The organism is Undibacterium sp. Ji49W, from assembly GCF_049340205.1.
In the GTDB taxonomy this organism is placed as follows: Bacteria; Pseudomonadota; Gammaproteobacteria; order Burkholderiales; family Burkholderiaceae_D; genus Undibacterium.
The window spans coordinates 1-20,400 of sequence record NZ_JBMPOW010000009.1 but is presented as its reverse complement, the minus strand read 5'-3'; the positions used below and the strand labels follow the sequence as shown (position 1 = coordinate 20,400).

Annotated in this window: 20 protein-coding genes and 1 tRNA gene; 7 read left to right on the top strand and 14 right to left on the bottom strand. The window is 49.5% G+C overall.

What is annotated here, in order from left to right:
* The 3 genes from ACO0LK_RS12500 to ACO0LK_RS12490 all read right to left on the bottom strand — a co-directional run bounded on the left by ACO0LK_RS12500 (position 1) and on the right by ACO0LK_RS12490 (position 3,306).
* A complete protein-coding gene (locus ACO0LK_RS12500; protein ID WP_422975502.1) occupies positions 1 to 1,884 on the bottom strand; it encodes a DUF4253 domain-containing protein in 1,884 nt (627 codons plus the stop codon).
* Between the two features lie 161 nt (positions 1,885 to 2,045).
* A complete protein-coding gene (locus ACO0LK_RS12495) occupies positions 2,046 to 2,726 on the bottom strand; it encodes a hypothetical protein (protein ID WP_422975500.1) in 681 nt (226 codons plus the stop codon).
* A gap of 118 nt (positions 2,727 to 2,844) precedes the next feature.
* The gene (locus ACO0LK_RS12490) at positions 2,845 to 3,306 is read right to left on the bottom strand and encodes a cupin domain-containing protein (RefSeq protein ID WP_422975498.1); all 462 of its coding nucleotides are present in this window, start codon (positions 3,304 to 3,306) and stop codon (positions 2,845 to 2,847) included.
* Between the two features lie 165 nt (positions 3,307 to 3,471).
* Here ACO0LK_RS12490 and ACO0LK_RS12485 point away from each other — a divergent pair, with 165 nt between their 5' ends.
* Complete coding sequence (locus ACO0LK_RS12485) at positions 3,472 to 4,173, top strand: hypothetical protein (protein ID WP_422975496.1); 702 nt, start codon at positions 3,472 to 3,474, stop codon at positions 4,171 to 4,173.
* 61 nt (positions 4,174 to 4,234) lie between these two features.
* Here ACO0LK_RS12485 and ACO0LK_RS12480 read toward each other — a convergent pair whose 3' ends face one another.
* Both ACO0LK_RS12480 and ACO0LK_RS12475 read right to left on the bottom strand, forming a co-directional pair.
* Positions 4,235 to 4,936 (bottom strand): hypothetical protein, encoded by a 702-nt coding sequence (locus tag ACO0LK_RS12480; RefSeq protein WP_422975494.1) that lies wholly within the window; start codon positions 4,934 to 4,936, stop codon positions 4,235 to 4,237.
* 90 nt (positions 4,937 to 5,026) lie between these two features.
* Positions 5,027 to 5,103: transfer RNA gene (locus ACO0LK_RS12475), tRNA-Pro, on the bottom strand.
* Positions 5,104 to 5,315: 212 nt separating this feature from the next.
* Here ACO0LK_RS12475 and ACO0LK_RS12470 point away from each other — a divergent pair.
* The 5 genes from ACO0LK_RS12470 (at position 5,316) to ACO0LK_RS12450 (ending at position 10,415) form a co-directional block, all read left to right on the top strand.
* Entirely contained in the window at positions 5,316 to 6,440 is a 1,125-nt protein-coding gene (locus ACO0LK_RS12470; protein ID WP_422975493.1) for a M14 family metallopeptidase, read from the top strand.
* Positions 6,441 to 6,467: 27 nt separating this feature from the next.
* On the top strand, positions 6,468 to 6,944 hold the full coding sequence (locus ACO0LK_RS12465; RefSeq protein ID WP_422975491.1) for a CYTH domain-containing protein: 477 nt from the start codon (positions 6,468 to 6,470) through the stop codon (positions 6,942 to 6,944).
* A complete protein-coding gene (locus tag ACO0LK_RS12460; RefSeq protein WP_422975489.1) occupies positions 6,895 to 7,206 on the top strand; it encodes a MoaD/ThiS family protein in 312 nt (103 codons plus the stop codon). The genes ACO0LK_RS12465 and ACO0LK_RS12460 overlap by 50 nt, the downstream gene beginning before the upstream one ends.
* A gap of 2 nt (positions 7,207 to 7,208) precedes the next feature.
* On the top strand, positions 7,209 to 8,291 hold the full coding sequence (locus ACO0LK_RS12455) for a WD40/YVTN/BNR-like repeat-containing protein (protein ID WP_422975487.1): 1,083 nt from the start codon (positions 7,209 to 7,211) through the stop codon (positions 8,289 to 8,291).
* 210 nt (positions 8,292 to 8,501) lie between these two features.
* Positions 8,502 to 10,415 carry an ABC transporter substrate-binding protein gene (locus tag ACO0LK_RS12450; protein ID WP_422975485.1) on the top strand — a complete coding sequence of 638 codons (1,914 nt, stop codon included), beginning with the start codon at positions 8,502 to 8,504 and terminating at the stop codon, positions 10,413 to 10,415.
* Between the two features lie 14 nt (positions 10,416 to 10,429).
* Here ACO0LK_RS12450 and ACO0LK_RS12445 read toward each other — a convergent pair whose 3' ends face one another.
* The 9 genes from ACO0LK_RS12445 to ACO0LK_RS12405 all read right to left on the bottom strand — a co-directional run bounded on the left by ACO0LK_RS12445 (position 10,430) and on the right by ACO0LK_RS12405 (position 19,064).
* Positions 10,430 to 10,801 carry a nuclear transport factor 2 family protein gene (locus ACO0LK_RS12445; protein ID WP_422975483.1) on the bottom strand — a complete coding sequence of 124 codons (372 nt, stop codon included), beginning with the start codon at positions 10,799 to 10,801 and terminating at the stop codon, positions 10,430 to 10,432.
* A 57-nt stretch (positions 10,802 to 10,858) separates the two neighbouring features.
* Positions 10,859 to 11,311 carry a MaoC family dehydratase gene (locus ACO0LK_RS12440; RefSeq protein ID WP_422975481.1) on the bottom strand — a complete coding sequence of 151 codons (453 nt, stop codon included), beginning with the start codon at positions 11,309 to 11,311 and terminating at the stop codon, positions 10,859 to 10,861.
* Positions 11,312 to 11,348: 37 nt separating this feature from the next.
* Entirely contained in the window at positions 11,349 to 11,810 is a 462-nt protein-coding gene (locus tag ACO0LK_RS12435) for a MaoC family dehydratase (RefSeq protein WP_186945346.1), read from the bottom strand.
* 102 nt (positions 11,811 to 11,912) lie between these two features.
* Entirely contained in the window at positions 11,913 to 13,052 is a 1,140-nt protein-coding gene (locus ACO0LK_RS12430; RefSeq protein WP_422975479.1) for an acyl-CoA dehydrogenase family protein, read from the bottom strand.
* 10 nt (positions 13,053 to 13,062) lie between these two features.
* The gene (locus ACO0LK_RS12425; RefSeq protein ID WP_186945344.1) at positions 13,063 to 14,253 is read right to left on the bottom strand and encodes an acyl-CoA dehydrogenase family protein; all 1,191 of its coding nucleotides are present in this window, start codon (positions 14,251 to 14,253) and stop codon (positions 13,063 to 13,065) included.
* A gap of 278 nt (positions 14,254 to 14,531) precedes the next feature.
* Entirely contained in the window at positions 14,532 to 16,385 is a 1,854-nt protein-coding gene (locus ACO0LK_RS12420) for a DUF3857 domain-containing transglutaminase family protein (RefSeq protein WP_422975476.1), read from the bottom strand.
* 123 nt (positions 16,386 to 16,508) lie between these two features.
* Positions 16,509 to 17,033 carry a GNAT family N-acetyltransferase gene (locus ACO0LK_RS12415; protein ID WP_422975474.1) on the bottom strand — a complete coding sequence of 175 codons (525 nt, stop codon included), beginning with the start codon at positions 17,031 to 17,033 and terminating at the stop codon, positions 16,509 to 16,511.
* Between the two features lie 44 nt (positions 17,034 to 17,077).
* Positions 17,078 to 18,304, bottom strand: a complete 1,227-nt coding sequence (locus ACO0LK_RS12410; protein ID WP_422975473.1) for a DUF2863 family protein — start codon at positions 18,302 to 18,304, stop codon at positions 17,078 to 17,080.
* 67 nt (positions 18,305 to 18,371) lie between these two features.
* The gene (locus ACO0LK_RS12405; protein WP_422975471.1) at positions 18,372 to 19,064 is read right to left on the bottom strand and encodes a glutathione binding-like protein; all 693 of its coding nucleotides are present in this window, start codon (positions 19,062 to 19,064) and stop codon (positions 18,372 to 18,374) included.
* Between the two features lie 221 nt (positions 19,065 to 19,285).
* Between ACO0LK_RS12405 and ACO0LK_RS12400 the strand changes: the two genes are divergently transcribed.
* Complete coding sequence (locus ACO0LK_RS12400; RefSeq protein ID WP_422975469.1) at positions 19,286 to 20,143, top strand: DMT family transporter; 858 nt, start codon at positions 19,286 to 19,288, stop codon at positions 20,141 to 20,143.
* The last annotated feature ends 257 nt before the right edge of the window (positions 20,144 to 20,400 follow it).

The following is a 20,400-nucleotide window of genomic DNA, read 5'->3' as shown; positions in this document are numbered from 1 at the left end:
TTAGGGCCTCCGGTGTAAAAACCATTGGTCGTGATTAACTAATCCAGCCGCATACTGCCTTAGTTCAATACCAGCAGGTGCAAGTGTGCTGGTTCCTGCCAAGTCATGTTGTAGTGCCAATGGCCATGCATCTTCCACATTATTTGGTGGGCGTTCAACAATGCATTCGATTATGGTGCCGAAATGTGCAAAAATTTCTGCGCCAAATTGTTCTTGCCATTGTTTGCCTAATGCAACGTACTTTTCTGCACCTTTAAGAGATATGTCAAACCACTCCATATAGGCAAGTGCATCCCATGAATCAGGTGTTGGCATAAACATTAAATAAACTGATTCTGGTTCATACCAGGGGAATCTTGCATCCTCTGGATTGCCTGAACCACCGTTTCTTTGTTCCCAATCAAGTAGCCAGCGATCGAGCTGAAAATGACTTACTACTGGAAGTCCATTGATGTGCATTTCTTCCATTTCAGCGGGCGTTGGAATTGAGCCACACCTATGCAATGTGTTTTCAAGTTCATCTTTCAGGGTCTCTTCGAGACTGGAATATGTTGCATGCTGAGTTTCGCTGTCTATGATCAACTGCTGAACAAAAGCTTCGACGTCTACGGATTTAGCACGATCCAAAATTGCAGCTGGTGATACGTCGTCCGTATTGGGGCTGTTTTCGTAAGGGGCGCGCGAGAAAAAATCTTGTTCTAGTAAGGTTTCTTTGAGGTTTGAAGACTGTTGCCTCCACGTGGTCGTGATGACAGGCCAGCGACCTGTTTTTGATACCAGTGAACGAGCGGTTTTCCAGTGATGTTCCATCTCCTCAATAGACGTTTCGAGCGCGTAGACGTTTTCTGATGTGCCAGGTACATTCAATGAAACGATTTCTTTACTCTCAAGCACTGTTCCACTTAGAATTTTTTTTAATGACGGCAAACTGTCAAATTTAACTTTACTGTTTATTGAAATGACTTGGGCGGTAGTGCTTTTACGTTGAGATAGGGCATTGAAATATTCTGCTGTGCTAATGTCATCGATGCCGAGGCGATTGGCACAAACACCTGATGCGAAAAAATTTTTAACTTTATTTATGGTGGCGATGCTGATGAGGTAGTCAATCTCAGTATCGCTTTGCGCTAAGATATTGGTCGCTTGAATTGCAGTGTGAAAATTTTCCTCTTCGATGCATAAAAGAATTAAAGCTTGCAACAAGAACGAGGTTTGATAATTTAATCCTTTCGCATGCGAGGAAATGAATGGCAATATGGCATTCGCTATATCGGTATTGGACATTTTCTTGGCCTGTTCCGCTATTCTGATTTGCGCAATTTGGCCAAAAACGGTTTTCAAAATCCAGCTAGCATCAGGTTCGCTGACTTCATCTGCATTTTTGCAAATACCCTGTGATGTTGCCGTTGATGTGTTGGAGAAAATTTTACTCAGTCTGTCTTTTAAGATAAATTCGGCATCAATAGAAAATTCGCCAAAAAATTCAACGATTGTGGCTTCTGCTATGTCGCTCAAATATGCTTTGGACCACTTTTGTCCCGCGGGTTTCGACTGAAACCGAACTGGCATTTGAAGGAAATTCATCGTGCGTTGCGCCTCGCTGGATACGAGGTCGTAAATTTCCTCTTTGGATTTTGCCTGTATTTTTCCAAATTCTGGAGATGCCGTTTCGCACAAGAAGCAGATCTGCGGTAGCAACCTTTCTATTGTTTGTACTACTAACCCATGCTTCGATAATTGCCATGGGCCTGGTTCTATAAACAAGTTTAATGCTTTGAATGCATCATGAAACCTCCCTGCAACGATCAGTCGTTTGACGTTTAGTAGTACTTCGTTAGCAGCCTTATTGATATCTGTATTTAGAGCGTGGGTTGTAGTAAGCATTTGATGATGTATGGATGTATGGATGTATCGATGTATCGATGTATGGATGTGCAATACGATGGAGGTGATTTTATTGCTGTGTCAGTTTTCAGGTGGTAATCCACCCGGCATTGATCGTTACAAATCAGATGTGCCTAATAGTGCAATCATCATGCCCAGACTTACTGATTAGCAACCGCATCTTCCAGCAGAGTCGTGGTTTTGGCGGTTTTGCTTTTCTTGGAGCTGAGTACAACTTTGCGGTCGCGGTTTTGGTCGTATTGATAGGTTTCGTTGATTTGTTGGCCGGTTAGCAAGTTGGTGCTGACGGTGGAGCCTTTGCCTACCATGCCGTCGGTATCTTCTTCATCGATTCCTATCATTTGCAGGCGCTGGCTGGCTGCGTCCAGACGGAAGCGCCATGTGTAAATCGAATATTCACGTGAGCCGCTGTACTGGCTGACGATCAGCACGCCGTTTTTGATGGTGACGTTGACGCCGTCCTTGACGCCGCCGCAACCCAGGCATTGCAAGAGCTTGTCGTTGCTGCCCAGTAAGCTGTACCCTTTGGCACCTGCCAGCACCACGATCAGGCCGCGCTGCCTGTCATTGAAAGTGTTATTGGCATCCGCCGCAGCTTTGTTTTCCACCACCACGGCGGCAATATCGGCCTGGCCGTCACCGTTGAGGTCGCCGCTGACCTGGCTTTCGACTGTCCAGCCGCGTGGTACAAAATCACGCAATGCTGGTGCCGTGGCTGGCAGTTTTTTGCCGAAGGGTGGCGTTTGTTGCGCCTGGCTGCTGTTGTGCAGAACTATTGTCAGGAGCAGGGCGGCGAGTTGGGTAAGTTTGATAGGTTTCATAGGTTCAGGATTTTTCTGATTAGTCTTCATTCAGCAAACAACGCCACTGGGCTCCTGCCTGCGCAGGAGCGACGATTTTTGGGATGGTACTTGGAGTGGAGTGCGCCTGTTTTGTAGATCAATCCACAAACACGGTATCCGTCTTGCCCTGCGGTGGAATCTTGATGGCGATGGCCTTGACCGGGCCATTGCTGACTATGCTGCCAGCATGGGCGGTACCTTTGGGGATGATGATCAGACTGCCGGGTTTGAAGTCTTTGCGTTCGTTGCCCAGCCACATGCTGCCGCTGCCTTCTATGATGTACTGAATTTCATCTGTCTGCGGGTGGATGTGTTTGGCGACATTACCTGATTGTATGCCGACGGTGGCGTGGTCAGTAATAACCAGAGGTCGGGCATTGAGCTCAGCATTGGTGGTCTTGGGCAGGTCGTCATGTTTGATCGCCAACAAATCAATGATGGTGGCAGACAGGGCTGGGGCATCAGCACGGGCTTCGCTGACTGCATGCTGTATCAGAGGCGATGCAAGCAGGCCGGCACAAAAGGTCATTGCAAAGGCAGAGGTTTTATTGATGCGCATGATGTCTCCAGTTCTACAGTTTTGGTTTGGCAGGATAGATGTAAAGTGTGCAATACAAAGCGATGATCGGCAAGGTATTTCAACATTGGTGGGTGTATGCAGGGTATTGCGCCACGGTAGACGGCCATGCTTTAATCTGGTGAATAGAAATAGCTCACTGATCCCATGCCATCTACCCTTATTAATAGCCGCCGTGCGCTGCTGCTGTCCCCAGCCTTGCTTTTATTCGCGCAATTACCATTGCATGCAGCCAATACTTACCAAAAAATGCAGGTCAATGGCTGGACTTTGATGTTTGATCAGGGGTTGCAAGCGGCAGACGCCGCATCCAGGTCTGCCTTCATTGGCGTTTTGACTGATCAGTTAAACAAACTCAAGAAGTTGCCTGCGCATGCGCAGAGCAGTTTGCATGGCGTCAGTATTTACGTTTCCAGTGGCACTTACCGTGCCTTTGGTGCACAACATCATCCTTCGGCGCAATGGTTGCAGGAACATGGCTATCCCGTTGAATTTGCTGGCAACATAGAAATCTGTAACTGGAAAGAATTCGTGACCATGGTGCGCAGTCAGCCATATGCGCTGTTGCATGAAATGGCACATGCCTATCATTTTCAGCATCCGGAACTGGATGCCACCATCATGCGTGCCTATGGCAACGCAAAAGCTGACGGGCTTTATCGCCAGGTCACGCGTGATCACCGGTCAGAGCTGCAAGAGGCTTATGCCATCAGCAATCACCGCGAATATTTTGCTGAACTCAGCGAAGCCTATTTTGGAGAGAATGATTTTTATCCCTACCAGAATGCAGAGCTAAAACAATATGATGCACGTGGTTACGCGATGCTGGAAAGTGTGTGGAAGATTTAGGTTTTGCGTTCAGACAGGAGTGTAGTTAATCGACGAAAGCCTGAAAACTGAATGAACACCATCATGCCTTACCTGAATGTGCTGCCTTGATATATTTTCGCCAGCGATTACCTTTACCCCCAGAGAACATTTTTTCTTCTATTTGCTCTGGTTTGCGTTCAAGATCTGCGGCCAACTGTTCGACAAAGTCGCAATAAGCGGAATAATTGTCTGGGGTATTGCTTTTATTTACCCAAGTGCCACCTGTGAGTTTTATCAGTGGTGTGTCTGATTGCACAAGCAAATTCGTCGAGCGTGCGGTCCACTGATCGAGGATGTAACAGTTTTGCGACTTGCACATGAAGAACATGAGCTTGGTAAAGTAGGCCGGTCCCATGCCTGGCACGTTTGCGCTCAGAAACTGTGAAAACAATTGCTTTCGTTCTGTTAACTTGCCTGACCTCATTGCACGGATGAGCGGTAGCCATTTGTTCATCGCTGCCCATGCGCTGCGTCCGTGTATTCTGCGCATTCCGCCCCAGGCAACTACGGCTAAAAAACAGGCTTCATCCGAGTGACTTGCATCGGCGCAATAGTCGCGCAGTTGCGAACGAGTTGGTGGATCGACGGGAAGGCTGGCAATTATTTTTTCATCGGTAATTACTGTTTTAGCCCAGGCTCTTGGTGACGAGCCTATCCAGATCACGGCATCTTCCAGGTACTCTTTGAATGTATTAAGGGCAGTATCTTTCATTTTGAAAGATGAGTTTGCTGGTATCAACATGCGTCTTTCATGAAATGACTGCCTTCCACACTGAAAATGCTTATAAAAAAAGCCCACAGACCGAAATCTGTAAGCTTTTATTTATTTCTTTGGTCGGGGCGAGAGGATTCGAACCTCCGACCCCGTGCACCCCATGCACGTACGCTACCAGGCTGCGCTACGCCCCGACTCTGAGCGAAAGATTATAGTCGATGATGGCGATTTTTGCCATTATTTGCTGAAAACTTCCTTAATCATTGCCATGATGAAAATATTTGTACGATTTTGGAGATGAATTTGACTAAAATATTTTCATATTATGTAAAAAGCTGTGAAAATAACAGTCCTAAGGACACCGTATGGGATGCGGTGCTTAAAAACATTTCTGAACATATAAAACATGACAATTAAAATCAGTCAGAACTTCGACGCGGGAGCGATTGAAGTAGTCAATGCGGAGCAGGTGGGGGCCATAGAGTTGAAGTTGCGCAAGGATTCACATGCCGATATCTGGCAATGGTTTCACTTTCGCCTGCAAGGTGCCCGTGGGCAAGATGCAGTCATGCAAATACTTAACGCCGGCGAAGCTACTTACCCAAAGGGATGGGAAAACTATCGTGCGGTTGCCAGTTATGATCGCGCCAACTGGTTCCGGGTGGATACCGAGTTTGACGGCAAGGTGATGACCATACGCCATACGCCAGAACGTGACAGCGTCTATTACGCCTACTTTGAACCTTATACCTGGGAACGTCATCTGGCGCTGCTGGGCGGCGTAGAAAATTCATCCATTGCACGGGTCGAAGATCTGGGCAATACGGTGGATGGCCGTGACTTGAATATGATCGTGGTCGGTAACCCGGCTGCTGAGAAAAAAGTCTGGATTATTGCCCGTCAGCACCCTGGCGAAACCATGGCAGAGTGGCTGGTGGAAGGTAGCCTGAACGCCTTGCTGGATCCATCGAATCCAACTGCGCGCCGCATTCTGGAAAAAGCTGTTGTCTACATCGTGCCCAACATGAACCCGGATGGTTCCGTGCGTGGCAATTTGCGTACCAATGCAGCCGGTGCCAACCTGAATCGCGAATGGATGACGCCTTCGCTGGAAACCAGCCCGGAAGTGTATTACGTCAAAAACAAAATCCATGAAACGGGCTGCGACCTGTTCCTGGATATCCATGGCGACGAAGCTTTACCTTACATATTTGTGGCGGGTAGTGAGATGCTGGCTGGCTTTACTGAAACACAAAAGCAGGAGCAACAGGCTTTTGTTGATAGTTTCTGCCTGGCCAGCCCTGATTTTCAGACCAAATTTGGTTATGAAGCGTCGAAGTATAATGAAGATGTATTGAAGCTGGCGTCCAAGTATATTGGGCACACGTTCAAATGCGTATCGCTGACGCTGGAATTGCCTTTCAAGGACAATGCCAATCTGCCTGATGGTGATGTAGGCTGGGACGGCGCCCGCAGTATCAAGCTGGGTGAAGCAATGTTGCAACCGATTCTGACTTCATTGGGTGCATAATTCCGGTATTTAATCATCGGAGTAGTAATGGGCGTAGAAATTGAACGCAAATTCCTTGTTGTCAGTCAGGATTTTAAACAACAGGGGCAGGGTACATTTCTGCGCCAGGGCTATATTTGCTCTGACCCTGGTCGCATCGTGCGGGTACGTATAGAAGCAGAACGCGCGATGCTGACCATCAAGGGCATGTCAACTGGCATCAGTTGTGGTGAATGGGAATATCCCATTCCGCTGGCCGATGCAAAAGTCTTGCTGGATACAGTCTGCCAGCAACCCCTCATAGAAAAAACACGGTATCGCATTCCCTTCGCCGGCCTGATCTGGGAAGTGGATGAATTCATTGGTGACAATCTTGGCCTGATCGTGGCCGAGGTGGAACTGGAATCTGAACAGCAGCAGTTTGAACTTCCTGCCTGGCTGGGTGAAGAGGTCAGTCATGACCGGCGTTATGCAAATGCGAATTTGCTCAAACACCCTTATTCTGCCTGGGGGCAACCTGGCTAAGCTGACTTTTACCCAGCAACTCAGTCGTTTCACTGAGGTACCTGAGGTAGAAACCGCAGCTGACAATTTGCGCGATGCCCTGGAAACCGCGTTTCAGTTGAACCCGACCCTGCGAGCCTATATTCTGGATGAACAGGGCGATTTACGTTTTCATGTAGTGATTTTTATTGATGGCAAGCGCGTCATGCAGCGTAGCGGCTTGCGCGATGCTTTGGGTGTGAATAGCCAGGTCTACGTATTGCAGGCACTTTCCGGAGGTTGATGATGAAAGCATTGGTGGCAACCCGCAAGGGACTGTTTGAATTGATTCATACAGATAATCGCTGGCAGTTGGACCAGGTCAGCTTTTTGGGCGAGCCCGTCAGTATGTGCCTGCATGACAAGCGCGATGGTACGGTGTATGCAGCCCTGAACCTGGGGCACTTTGGGGTCAAGCTGCACCGCCGTGATGAAGACCGCTGCGACTGGACCGAGGTGGCCGCACCTGCCTACCCTGAACACGCAAAGACTGACGATGACGTGGAATGGAAGTTGAAGCTCGTCTGGTCCATGGAAACAGGTGGTAGCGAAGAGCCAGGTGCGCTGTGGGCAGGTACTTTGCCAGGTGGCTTGTTCCGCTCACCAGATCGTGGCAATAGCTGGGAACTGATACGCTCATTATGGGATAGGGAAGAGCGCAAGCAATGGATGGGTGGCGGTTATGATGTGCCAGGCATACATTCGATATGCGTCAACCCACGCAATCCACAGCATATCTTGTTGGGCATATCCTGTGGCGGTGCCTGGAAAACTGAAGATGGCGGGCAGAACTGGGCTCTGGCCGCAGCGGGTATGCGTGCTGCCTATATGCCACCGGATATGGCAGACAATCAAAATATCCAGGACCCGCACCTGATCGCCCGCAGCAAGTTTGCCAGCCATGTTTTGTGGTGCCAGCATCATAACGGTATCTGGCGCAGCGAAGACGAAGCCGCGAGCTGGCAGCAACTGCAATTGCCAGAGGGAATTCCCGATTTTGGTTTTACCGTTGCCGCCCATCCGCGTGACCCGGATACTGCCTGGTTTGTACCCGCCATCGCCGATCAAAAACGTATACCTTTGAATGGCGCGATGAGCGTCACACGCACACGTGACGGCGGCAAGACATTTGAATCTTTAAGAAATGGCCTGCCGCAGCAAGACTGCTATGACCTCGTGTATCGCCATGGCCTTGCCGTTTCCGAGAACGGCAAAAACCTCCTGATGGCATCCACCACCGGCCATTTGTGGGCAAGCGAAAATTCGGGGGATGACTGGTATCAGATCGCCACTAATTTGCCACCGGTTTATGCGGTCAGGTTTTATTGAGCGGAATTAGGATCAGGCGACTACCTTTTTTGTGTTTGGATAGCGCTGAAACCATTCTCACAGTCCTGAAATTGTCGACAAGGCGCTTGTCGCATTGCCTGATTTGCGCAATACTCTAGTCTGGTCTATCAGACAATACCTTCGCGTCGCCTTTAATAAAAAAACGAGAATATGTATTCACTTATTAAAAGTAGAGTAGTGGCGATTTGCATGCCTGTATTAAGCGCCATGGTGCTGTTCACGAGTAGCGACGTATGCGCCAGAGCTGGCGAATTTACTACATCTGGGACCGCATTTGCGATTACAAAAAATGGATATCTGGCGACAAATTTCCATGTGATTGACGGCCTGGATGAAATCAAGGCTTTTGATCAGAATAAAAAGGGATACACGGCGGAAGTCATCGCAGTGGATCCCAGTAATGATTTGGCGATATTAAGCATCAATCATCCGACGACACCATTGTTCCTGGAAAATAATGCCAGAGTTCGTAAAGGTTCCGAAGTATCCACATTGGGGTTTCCCAATATTGATTTTCAAGGTTATGAATCCAAGTTTACCAATGGTTCCATCACTGCAGAAAGCGGCCTTGGTGGCGATGTCAGGTTTTTTCAAATCAGTACCCCCATACAGCCAGGTAATTCTGGCGGCCCCTTGCTTGATAGCCGGGGGTCTGTCATCGGCATAGTCTCGGCCAAGCTCAACGACAAAATCACCCTGGTGAAGGGCGAGGTCGCCCAAAACGTCAATTATGCGGTCAAGGTCCAATATCTGTTAGCCATGATCGCCAGCACCAGGGCTGTCAGAGACCAGTTGCTGCAGTCAGCTTCAAAAACCGTTAAGTCCAGAGAAGATGTTGCCGAACTGGCTGACGGTGCGGTTTACCTGATTTATGGTAAGGGCAAGGAAGCAGTGAGGCCTGCAAAGACTCCGGCAGCAGCGCCAGCTCCTTCATCTGTTGCACCGCCAGTCCTGAACACACCTGAAAATGCACGTGCGGGTACTGTGCCGGCGATTACTCTGGTGAATCCGCAAGTAGTGACAAAACCTGGTATTAATCTGGTGCGTATTGGCCATGTTGGCCCACTTACAGGGCCTATCGCCCATTTGGGACGTGACAACGAAAATGGCGCGCGGCTGGCAATTCAAGATTTGAATGAATTAAATCTTGTTATCGGAGGGCAGCTTACCAAGTTTGAACTTATTGCTGAAGATGATGGTGCCGATCCAAGGCAGGCAATCAGTGCTGCACAACGCCTTGTCAATTCAGGGGTGAAGGGTGTTGTTGGACATTTGAATTCTGGTACGACGATACCAGCATCAAAGATATATTTTCAGGCCGGGATCCCGCAAATTTCACCGTCTGCAACCAATCCACGTTATACCAGTCAAGGGTATGGTACTACCTACCGCATGGTTGCAAATGATGAAGTCACTGCAGGTCTTATGGCAAAAATTCTCACAAAACATCTGGCAGCGAAAAGAATTGCGATTATTGATGATGGCACTGTTTTTGGTACAGGTGTTGCATACGCATTTAAACGCAAGGCCGAACAACTGGGCATTGCTATCGTCAATACCCAGTCTATAGGTAGTGGTATACGCTCTTTTAATGCCGAGATCATGGCAATCAAAAACAGCACTCCTGATATGATATTTTTTGGTGGTATGGATAACCAGGCTATCGCTTTGATTCAACAATTGTCTGTGCAGGGAGTGAATGCCAGGTTTGTTGGTAGTGATGGTATTTGCACTGCTGAATTAGCTCAGCAAACTAAGGGCGTAATACAGGATAATCAGGTGTTTTGCGCAGTATCAGGTGGTGTTGAAACCAATCGTGTCGCGAGACTGGATTCATTCAAACGCAGGTACAAGGATCGTTTTGGTTTGGATTTACAGATCTACGCACCTTATGCCTATGATGCTGTATACACCCTTTCCATGGCCATGAAACATGCTGATTCGGTCGAGCCGCAGCACTATCAACGGTACATGAAGAGCATTAAAGTTAATGGAGTTACGGGTGTCATTTCTTTTGATGTAAATGGCGATGTACAGCAACCTGCAATTACGTTTTATACTTTTAAAAATGGGCAGCGCGTCTCATATGGCGTCTCAAGATAAATCCATTGAGCCCCTCATTTTTTGGGAATACGTTGGGCAGGGTCATAGAAGAAGGTCTCTTCTGCAATGCATTCTCCTTCCCAGCGCTGATAGGCCAGCTCTTCCATTTGCGTGACGCTGCCATCCAGCCATTCGAACCTGAATATCCAGCGTATGACGACATGGTCACCGTTGACCAATACCGGATGTACGCAGGTGGATGACACGGATCTGGCGCGTGACATGACAGCATGTTCGGCGGCTACATGTGCCGCACGGCCTATCCTTGGCGTCCCCTGGTTTTCCTGCATGCTGGAATTCTCGGTATAGAATTCTTCACATGCAGCGGCATGGGCATTGGCTTCTACCCTGGCGATAAAACGTTGCAGTGTGTCGGGAGTGGGCATGAATTTATCACAAGGTTGATACGGCGTTAAGTGTTTATGTGCTATGTGCTTAAGGGATCAATAGCAGCGCGAAATGGATTCAGCCACACACACAGGTTTGTCCTGACCTTCGCGTTCTATCGTGACTTCCCAGCTCAGTTGCGCGCCGTCCTTGATATCTTCGATTTGCAGCAACTTCATTCGGGCCCGCAAGCGGCTGCCGACTGGAACCGGGGAGGGGAAGCGCACCTTGTTGAGTCCATAGTTCACACCCATCTTGACGTAGCTGAGATGGATGGCATTGGCTACCAGCATGGGTAGCAGTGACAGGGTCAGAAAGCCATGCGCTATCGGGCCGCCAAAGGGGGATTCACGTTTGGCTCTTTCCACGTCTAAGTGTATCCACTGGTGATCACCGGTCGCATCGGCAAAGGTGTTCACACGTTCTTGCGTGATTTCTACCCAGTCTGACTGGGCAACTTCCTGGCCTATCAAGTTTTTCAGTTCATCTATGCTGCTGAATTCTCTCATCATGTCTCCGTGTTTTTTAAGTGCGCGCAAAATTAGTTTACGCAGGGCGGCGACCAAACATGCCCATGCCGGTAATCGTACATACCAGCTTGCCATCCTGGTTGTGGGCTTTCCATAAAGTATTGATGACGCCACGGTCTGGTTTGGATGTGGACACTTTGCTGGCCAGGGTTTCGGCAGTGACTGTCAATGTGTCGCCGGGGCGTACTGGCAATATCCAGCGTATTTCATCCACGCCGGGTGAGCCCATGCTGCTTGAATTGGACAAAAAGCCATCCACCACCATGCGCATGATCATGCCGCAGGTATGCCAGCCACTGGCGATGACGCCGCCAAAAATGGAATGGCTGGCGGCTTCTTTGTCCACGTGAAAAGATTGCGGGTCGAATTGTCTGGCGAATGTGATGATTTCTTCTTCCGTTACTACGCGCTGTCCCAGTTCTATGACTGTACCGGGAACAAAGTCTTCAAAATACCAGCGATCTGTTTTGATGCTCATGATGTGTCCTTGTTTTCTTTAATCGGTAAATAATAGGCAAAATAAGGGGCAAAATAAGGGGTAAAAAAAATCCCGAACACAGTCGGGATTTTTTGACAGCAATCAGGCTGCGTTTTTAAAGCCGGGTTGTGCCACGAATCTGGCCAGGTGATGATCTGTATCACCCAGTGACAATTCGATGGTGGTCAGGCGTTTGAACATGTGGGCAACCGGCAATTCATTGGTCACACCCATGCCACCATGCAGTTGCACTGCTTGCTGGCCTATGTATTTGGCGGCCTGGCCTATCCTTGCCTTGGCGGCGGACACCGTGCGACGGCGCTCTTCCACATTGTCTGACGCGATTTTGACAGCTGCCAGCGTGGCCATGGAACGGGCTTGCTCCATTTCCATGAACATTTCTGCCATGCGATGTTGCAAGACCTGGAATTTGCCAATAGGCACACCAAACTGCTGGCGGGTTTTTAAATATTCCAGAGTTGCTGCTGTAATGGCTTCCATGATACCTATGGATTCGGCGCACAGCAGGGTGACGCCATAGTCAGCGACGGCATCCAGCAGTTCCCATCCGGCATCGACAGCACTCAATAAGGCATCCTGGCCGACTTGCACATTGTTCAAGGCAATATCGGCGGCACGATAACCATCGATGGTGCGATAGTCGCGGCGGCTGACGCCTGCTGCATTGGCATCAACTATAAACAGGCTGATGCCATTGGTATCGCGTTGCGCACCGCTACTGCGGGCTGAGACGATCAGTTTGTCTGCCTGGGCACCGTGCAGCACCACGGTCTTGCTGCCGTTGAGCACGTAGCCATCGGCAGTTTTGACGGCGGTGGTGGCAATGTCAAACAGGTCATGGCGTGACTGTCTTTCGCTCAGAGCATTCGCCAGTTTGATTTCGCCAGTGGCGACCTGTTCCAGCACATGGGCATGTTTGCCGGATTTCTTCAAGAATTCTGCACCCATGACAGTAGCAAAGTAGGGCTCGATAACGATACCGCGTCCCAGTTCCTGCATGATGACCAGCATGTCAATGGCTGAGCCATCAAAGCCACCCTGTTCTTCCGGAACGGGCAGGGCCAGCGCACCGAGTTCTGTCAGATCAGCCCAGGCTTTGGCGGACACTCCTTCGGCAGATTCGATGACGTGTTTGCGTTGTTCAAAGCCATAGTCTTTTTCTACCCAGCGACGTAGGGCATCGGCAAACTGTTTTTGTTCTTGCGTTAAGTTGAAATCCATTGTGCTCTCCTCACAGGCCCAGGATCATCTGGGTGATGATATTTTTTTGAATTTCGTTGGAACCGCCATAAATGGAAGTTTTGCGGAAATTGAAGTAATACGGTGCCAATGGTGCTGCATCGTCGTCGCCTACTACGCTATGTTCGGTTTCGCCTTCGAGGAAAGCCGGGTCAAACGGCAGACCATAGGGGCCGACTGCTTCTACCATCAGTTCTGTCAGTCTTTGCTGGATTTCTGTTCCCTTGATCTTGAGCAGGGATGCTTCCGGGCCAGGGCGACCGCTGTCTTGCGAAATGACACGCAGGACAGTGATTTCGAGGGCCATCAATTCCACTTCCAGGCTGGCGACCTTGTTGGCGTACACGGCATCATTGATCAGTGGTTGGCCATTCTTTTGATGTTTGGCAGCAATGCGCTTGAGGAATTGCAATTCGCGCTTGGCACGGCCAACGGCAGCAATATTCGTACGTTCATGGCCCAGCAGGTATTTGGCATACGTCCAGCCCTTGTTTTCTTCACCTATCAGGTTTTGTACCGGAACTTTGACGTTGTCGAAAAAGACTTCATTCACTTCATGTTCTTCATCCAGCATGATGATGGGGCGCACGGTAATACCCGGCGTTTTCATGTCGATGAGCAGGAAAGAAATGCCTTCCTGTTTGCGTACACCGGTGTCGGTGCGCACCAGGCAGAAAATCATGTCGGCATGCTGGGCCAGTGTGGTCCAGGTTTTTTGGCCGTTGACGATGTAATGGTCACCATCGCGTTCAGCGCGGGTTTTCAGGGAAGCAAGGTCAGAGCCCGAACCAGGTTCTGAATACCCCTGGCACCACCAGTCTTCGCAACTGAGTATGCGTGGCAGGTAATAATCTTTTTGCGCCTGATTGCCAAACGCCATGATGACAGGTGCCACCATATTGACGCCAAATGGCAGGATGGCAGGTGTACCAGCACGGGCGCATTCTTCTTCAAAGATATGACGCTGGGTCGGTGTCCAGCCTGTGCCGCCGTATTCGGCAGGCCAGCCTGTGGCTACCCAGCCCTGTTTTGCCAGTATCTTGTGCCAGCGCACAAAGTCTTCTCTGGACAGGCGTTTGTGGTTCAATACTTTTTGCTGCAGATCTTGTGGAAGATTGGCTTCCAGGTAGGCACGCACCTCATCCCGGAAGGCGAGGTCTTCTGCCGTATAGTTCAAATCCATGTTGTCTCCTGTTTTATGATGGCCGCAGCAAGCAATTAATGAAAAAAGCAAAAAAATCAGAAAAAAGCACGACCGTTCAAAACTAATTGTACAACGGATTTTGAAAATGGTGATAGTCGTGTTTTGTCGATAATTGATGGGCTGATTTTTATACTCACCTCGTTGCATAAACAATATCAGGCCAAACCAGAGAATGCAAAAAAAGCCAATGCTCAGAAGCATTGGCTTTTTGACCTGTTCAGGATTGATCCGGTTGGCTGGAAATAATCCAAAAAATTCTACTGCACCTGCACGATGAACTGGCTACGCAAGTCTTGCACCATTTTTTTGATGGTGGCTTGCATGGCCTGATGGTCCTTGGGTGTGCATACACGGCTGCCTTCCTTGCCGCTTTTGTAGGTGCGTTTGATGATGACCTGCTTGTTGTCGTGGGTGTATTTTGCCTGATATTCAAAAAAAGCAGTATGCACGTCGACATCCTTGGGGATATACAGGATTTTTGCTTGTGCCGGAAATTGATACACGGCTTCTTCGACGATATTGTTTTCCGGGCAGATGAAATCCTGGGTGCGCTCCACTTCAGACGTTAAACCATAAATGCTGTTGGCCATGCCTGCATACAGACTGCTATTGGCGGCTATGCCAACTGTGCCTGGCAGGTAGGTCCAGTTATCGACTTTGCCCTTGAGCTTGAATTCGTACTGGTCTTCGCTTCCCTTCAGATCACCCAGTTGTACCGTGCCGCTGCCGGTCATGCCATAACCCTTCAGGATATTTTCCACGGCAAGTTCCTGATCATTGATGCGCCAGTTACTTTGCTCGTAGCGTGTGGGTTCGGCCAACTGACCTGTATCCTTGCGTGCAAATTCAAACTGTGCCGCACCTTCGGTCGAGATATTGACTTTGTAATTGCTGCTGGTCTTGAAAAATTCTTTTGACGGCGTTTTGCCAATTTCACCTGTTTTGGTCAGGATGGTGGGCTTACCCCACACTGAAGCAGGCAAAAAGCCGTGATTGATGTTGGCGGCAGTTGAATCAAGATACAGGTTCAGGCTGGGAATATAGGTGATGGCATGGTTGAGTTGACCCAGGCTGGCAACTGGCGACAGTTTAAAAGAGTCACCAGAATTGATCAGCACAGGTGTGCTGTCTATGCCTACAGCGGCCAGCATGGCTTCCATCAGGCTGGTGTGGTCTTTGCAGTCGCCATACAGGTTATCCAGGATTTCATCTGCATTGTGCGGTATCAGCCCGCCATTGCCTATATACACGGCAACGTAGCGAATATTCTTTCTTACCCAGTCGTAAATGGCATAGGCTTTATCGCGCGGATTGCTCAGGCCTTGCGTAATTTCAGCAGTCTTCGCCTTGATCTTGGCATTGGGCTTGCCTGTCTGAGCCGCTGTCTGGTAGTAAGCTTTACCCAGGCTCGCGTAATCTGTGAAGGTTGAAACCACCAGTTGCTTTCCAAAATCGGCATAACTGACTGAAGATGTTTCTATGCGTGGATTGTCCGAAGGCTGATAATCCCATCGATATACCGTGCGGCCGTTTTGAGTGACAGGCGGCGTAGCGACAAAACCATCTGCCTGGCTAAGCAATGGCATGTCGGCAGGCATGTCGTAATTGATGGTCAGTTGTTTGACAGGCACATAACGACCAGGTGTGTAATCGCTGAACTGCCCCGGGAACATCGCCGTCTTGCGTGTCTTACTGTGTCTAGAATATATTTTGTCGCCGACCGCTACTTCGGGATATATCGCTACTTTGACCTGCATGTCCTGAAACATGGGCGCACCGCTGTAAGCAGGCTCTTGCTGCAACTTGATCTGTTCTGGTTTGACCTGGACTTTTCGGCCATCAGGCTTTTCTATATAGGCTTCCAGTAATTCCAGGGTTTCCAGGCTTTGATTGAAATGCCACTGGCGCTGTGATTCTGATGCCACTGCACGTTCTTCGTTGATTTGTATGAAGGATTCAACGGTTTCAGTATGGCTGCCATCCTTGTTGACGACAAAGGATTGTATCTCTTTGAGGATGGTGACTGACTTGTCTGTGCCATTGTCTTTGGCGATGACGGCGGTAGCAGCAAAAGTGAAAATGCAGAAAACAGTGATCAGATATTTTTTCATGTATGCGTCAGTTTTTTTCAGAGCGTATCTCTATTGATGAAATACGTTCCAGTAGTGGTTGTAGCCGTATTGTAGCTTGTTGCCTGCGATAACCTTATAGCAATTTTATGACAACTTTTTTGCTCATTTGTTCAATTGAAACTGCATGGGCAAAAAGGCGATGCCGTGCGTTTCTACGACCTGACCTGTGGCCCGGAAGCCAAAACGCTCATAAACCGGGATGGCGTTAAGGGAAGAGTTGACGGTGAAGCTGATGATATGACTTTGTAACCCCGCATTTTGACGGGCGCGTTGCCACAAGATTGTCGCTAGTCCTTGCCCCTGAAATGCAGGATGTACAAACAGGTGGAACAAATGACTGAGGTCACGCATCGATATGAAGCCAGCCAGCGTTTCACCCTGCGTGGCAAGTATGAACTGGTAGCGACTGTCTGCAAGGTAAGACTGCTCGGCGGTAGCGGACACTGATTGATGAAATAAATCAGCACCGCTACCGTCAGGGGCGATGCTGAAGTCTTTGGCAAACTGCATGATCAGATCGCTGATGGCCTGTGCATCTGTAATTAAACCAGCCCGGAAATGTAAATCAGTGCTGATTCCATTGCCGGGCTGTTTGTTTTGAGATGCTGGCGTATCTTTGCCTGTCATGCTGCACCATCAATCCGCGCACATCGCATCAGTGAAAATTCGCATCAGTGAAAATGCGTGGCACCCGGGGGCGGTGTGTCGTCCGGCATTTCTGTGTGGACCAGATCGCTTTCGCGATCGGCAAACAGGGGTGTGCCACAGTCATCACAAAATTCCATGGCAAAGATTTCTTCCAACTGAATAATGTCGGTAACACCGCATTCTTGCAGTATGCCGGGTATTTCTCCGGCCAGTTGTTCATTTTCATCCAGATTGACGGCGATGATCTGGTCTTCGGCCTGATACAGGGGCCAGACCACACCGTAGATGACTTCCGGCGCATCGCGCAGGCAGAAGCTGACGCGATACTCATCGATCTGCCCGGGGTTTTCCTGCTCACCAAAAGAGGCAATGATGATGCTGAACTGATCTGCCTCTTTGCCCAGGGTTTGGGTCAGGTAGAACATCGCTGAACGCAGGGTGGCGGGCCGTATCTTGATATCTGCTTCACGGCAGGCCGTGTAATAGGATTCCGGCAGCAAGACTTCAATACCGCAACCAGGCAGCAGGCGCTTGAAGGTGATTTCAGTCTCTTGTTGCCATTGCAGCAGGGCGTCACTCTTGGCCTGTACACAATCAAACGGCGCATCGATAGTTTGCCATTGGAACAGGGGCTTGCCAACAGGTACGGCCAGCACTCCCAGCACATAGCGTATGTCTGCCAGAAAGGGGATGGTCTTTGCACGCTCTGCTTCTACCGGGGCTGTCGCCTGTTTGAGCATTGCCACACTCTGCCGTTCCAGCAGGGCAAAGGTTTCCACATGATTGCGCGGCAATTGATCAATCGAATATAAACTGGGTAGCAAGCGCAACTGGGTATGTCCGGCCAGCAAGTGGGCAGACAATTGCGCACTGAGCAGGCTTAATGCCTCTGGCGGTATGCTGCCAGAAGCGATTTCAAAGCGCGTCCAGGCCAGTACTGGTGCTGCAATCAGCAGACAGGTATAGGGCTGGCCATCATGTTCGAAGGTGCCACAGGTGCTGGTGGATTCCAGCGTCTCGGTCAAGACTTCATAGCCATTCGGGTGTGACTGAAACAGATGTTCGGTAGCAGCATCGAGCATGTCCTGATGATGTTGCCTGAGATTTTTGGTCACCAGCGCATCCAGCCTGGCTTGCCAGTCCAGGTCTTCGACACGGCTGGCTGATTGCGCTACGGCCAGCGCAAGATTGACAACGCGTTGACTTTCAGCGGCCAGTTTGAAACGATTTCTTTTTATCGGACGACGCATACTGAAATAGAGTAGAGAGGAGTAAGCCCATTGTAACGGTAATTGACTACCCCTCAGGTGAATGAAGTTATTTCTTGGCGTATTGTGTTTTTCCGAACAGTACTTCTTTTGCCTTGTCGTTATCCAGCGGCTTGCGTAAATCGGCCAATACCTGAACGCCACGTTGTACGGCAGGGCGTTTGCTGATGGTATCGAACCAGCGTTTGGCATGTGGGAAATCTGCCCAGTCTATTCCCTGATTGGCGAAAGAGCGGGTCCAGGGAAAGGTAGCGATATCGGCAATCGTGTATTCATCGCCAGCCAGATAGGCAGTTTTTTCCAGCTGTTTATCAATTACGCCATAAATGCGTTTGGTTTCATTGGTATAACGATTGACGGCGTATTCGATCTGCGTTGGCGCATAAATGCGGAAATGATGTGCCTGACCCAGCATGGGGCCGACACTGCCCATCTGGAACATCAGCCATTGCAGTGCCTCATATTTTTCCCTGTCAGTTTTACCCAGGAACTGGCCGGTTTTCCCTGCCAGATACAATAAAATCGCACCGGACTCAAACAGGGAAATCGGTTTGCCGTCAGGACCATCAGCGTCAACTATGGCCGGGATTTTGTTATTGGGCGAAATCGCCAGGAAATCTGCCTTGAACTGGTCGCCAGCGCCGATATCTACCGGGATAGCGCGGTAGGGCAAGCCGCATTCTTCCAGCATGATGTGTACTTTGTGTCCGTTGGGGGTCGGCCAGGAATAAACGTCTATCATTGCTTTCCTCTTTGCATGGTTGATGAAAACAGCATGCATCCATTATGCATAGATTCCGGCATTTGTGCTTCAGTTGCTGGTAAATACTATTTTGTGTACTTTAGAACTGCACGCATACGTGTTGCGGCTGCGCTTTCGCAATGGCGACAGAAATGGCCTGTCGCAGCCCTATGATGCTATTGTTTAATTTTGCCCCTTTTGATCAATTGCCGCAGCATCTTATGAAAAATAACGTGTTTTCTTCCTTCCTGGCTCTGCATGTAGCGGTTTTCCTTTTCGGTGCGGCGGGGGTATTGGGCAAGCTGCTGGCAACGGGTGCACTGCTACTGGTGTTTGGTCGGACCTTGTTTGCTGCGCTGAGTTTGTTGCCGGTACTGGCCTTGCAGGGGCAACTGAATTTTCGAGGTATTCCCAAGACTGTCATTCTTTGCGGCGTATTGCTGGCCATTCACTGGTTGACGTTTTTTGCGTCCCTGAATTTTGCACCGGTTGCTTTTGGTCTCATGGGTTTTGCCAGTTTCCCTCTATTTGTCGCTTTGCTGGAACCCTGGTTTTTTAAAGAGGCAAGGCGCGCATCAGACGCCTGGGCTGCGTTGTTGGTGGTGATCGGCATGGTGGTGATGGTCAGTGATGCATCATGGAATGGTGGGACTGTCATTGCACTGGCGCTGGGGATTTTGTCCGGCCTTAGCTTTGCATTTCTGGCGCTGGCGAATCGCTGGCAGGGAGGGCATATACCGCCATTCAAACTGGCATTTTTACAAAATGGCGTGGCTGCCGTGGTGCTTTTGCCGTGGGTGCTGGGATCTGGTGCCATGTCTGGTGTTGCGCCGCAAACATGGTATGGCCTGGTGTTGCTGGGTGTGGTGTTTACCGCCTTGTCACATGGCCTGTTCATGTTCAGTCTGCGTCGTTTGTCTACCAGTTTTGCCAGCCTGATGACTTCGCTGGAACCTGTTTACGGCATGTTGCTGGCCTACTTTTTTCTGCATGAAATGCCAGGCATGCGCGAATTGACCGGTGCCACCATTGTGCTTGCAGCGACTGCGTATGCCAGTTACCAGCATGGGCGGCATTAGGCAGGATTTTTGTGTGGACGGTGGTTTTGGCAGCTATTGTCGGCCGCTGTTGTCTGCATACATTGCCAGCACATAGTATTGCCTGGCTTTGTAGTTGCGGTAGCAGCGGTAGTGAGGTTGCCTATCTGTCTTAGGGGCTGTTAACATTCAATAAAATGTGTTTACATTCGGTATTGGAAAAATAGGATACCGAAATGCAAAGCGACCGCAAGATGTTAAGAGATGATCAATGGAAGAAGATAGAAGCCTTGTTACCT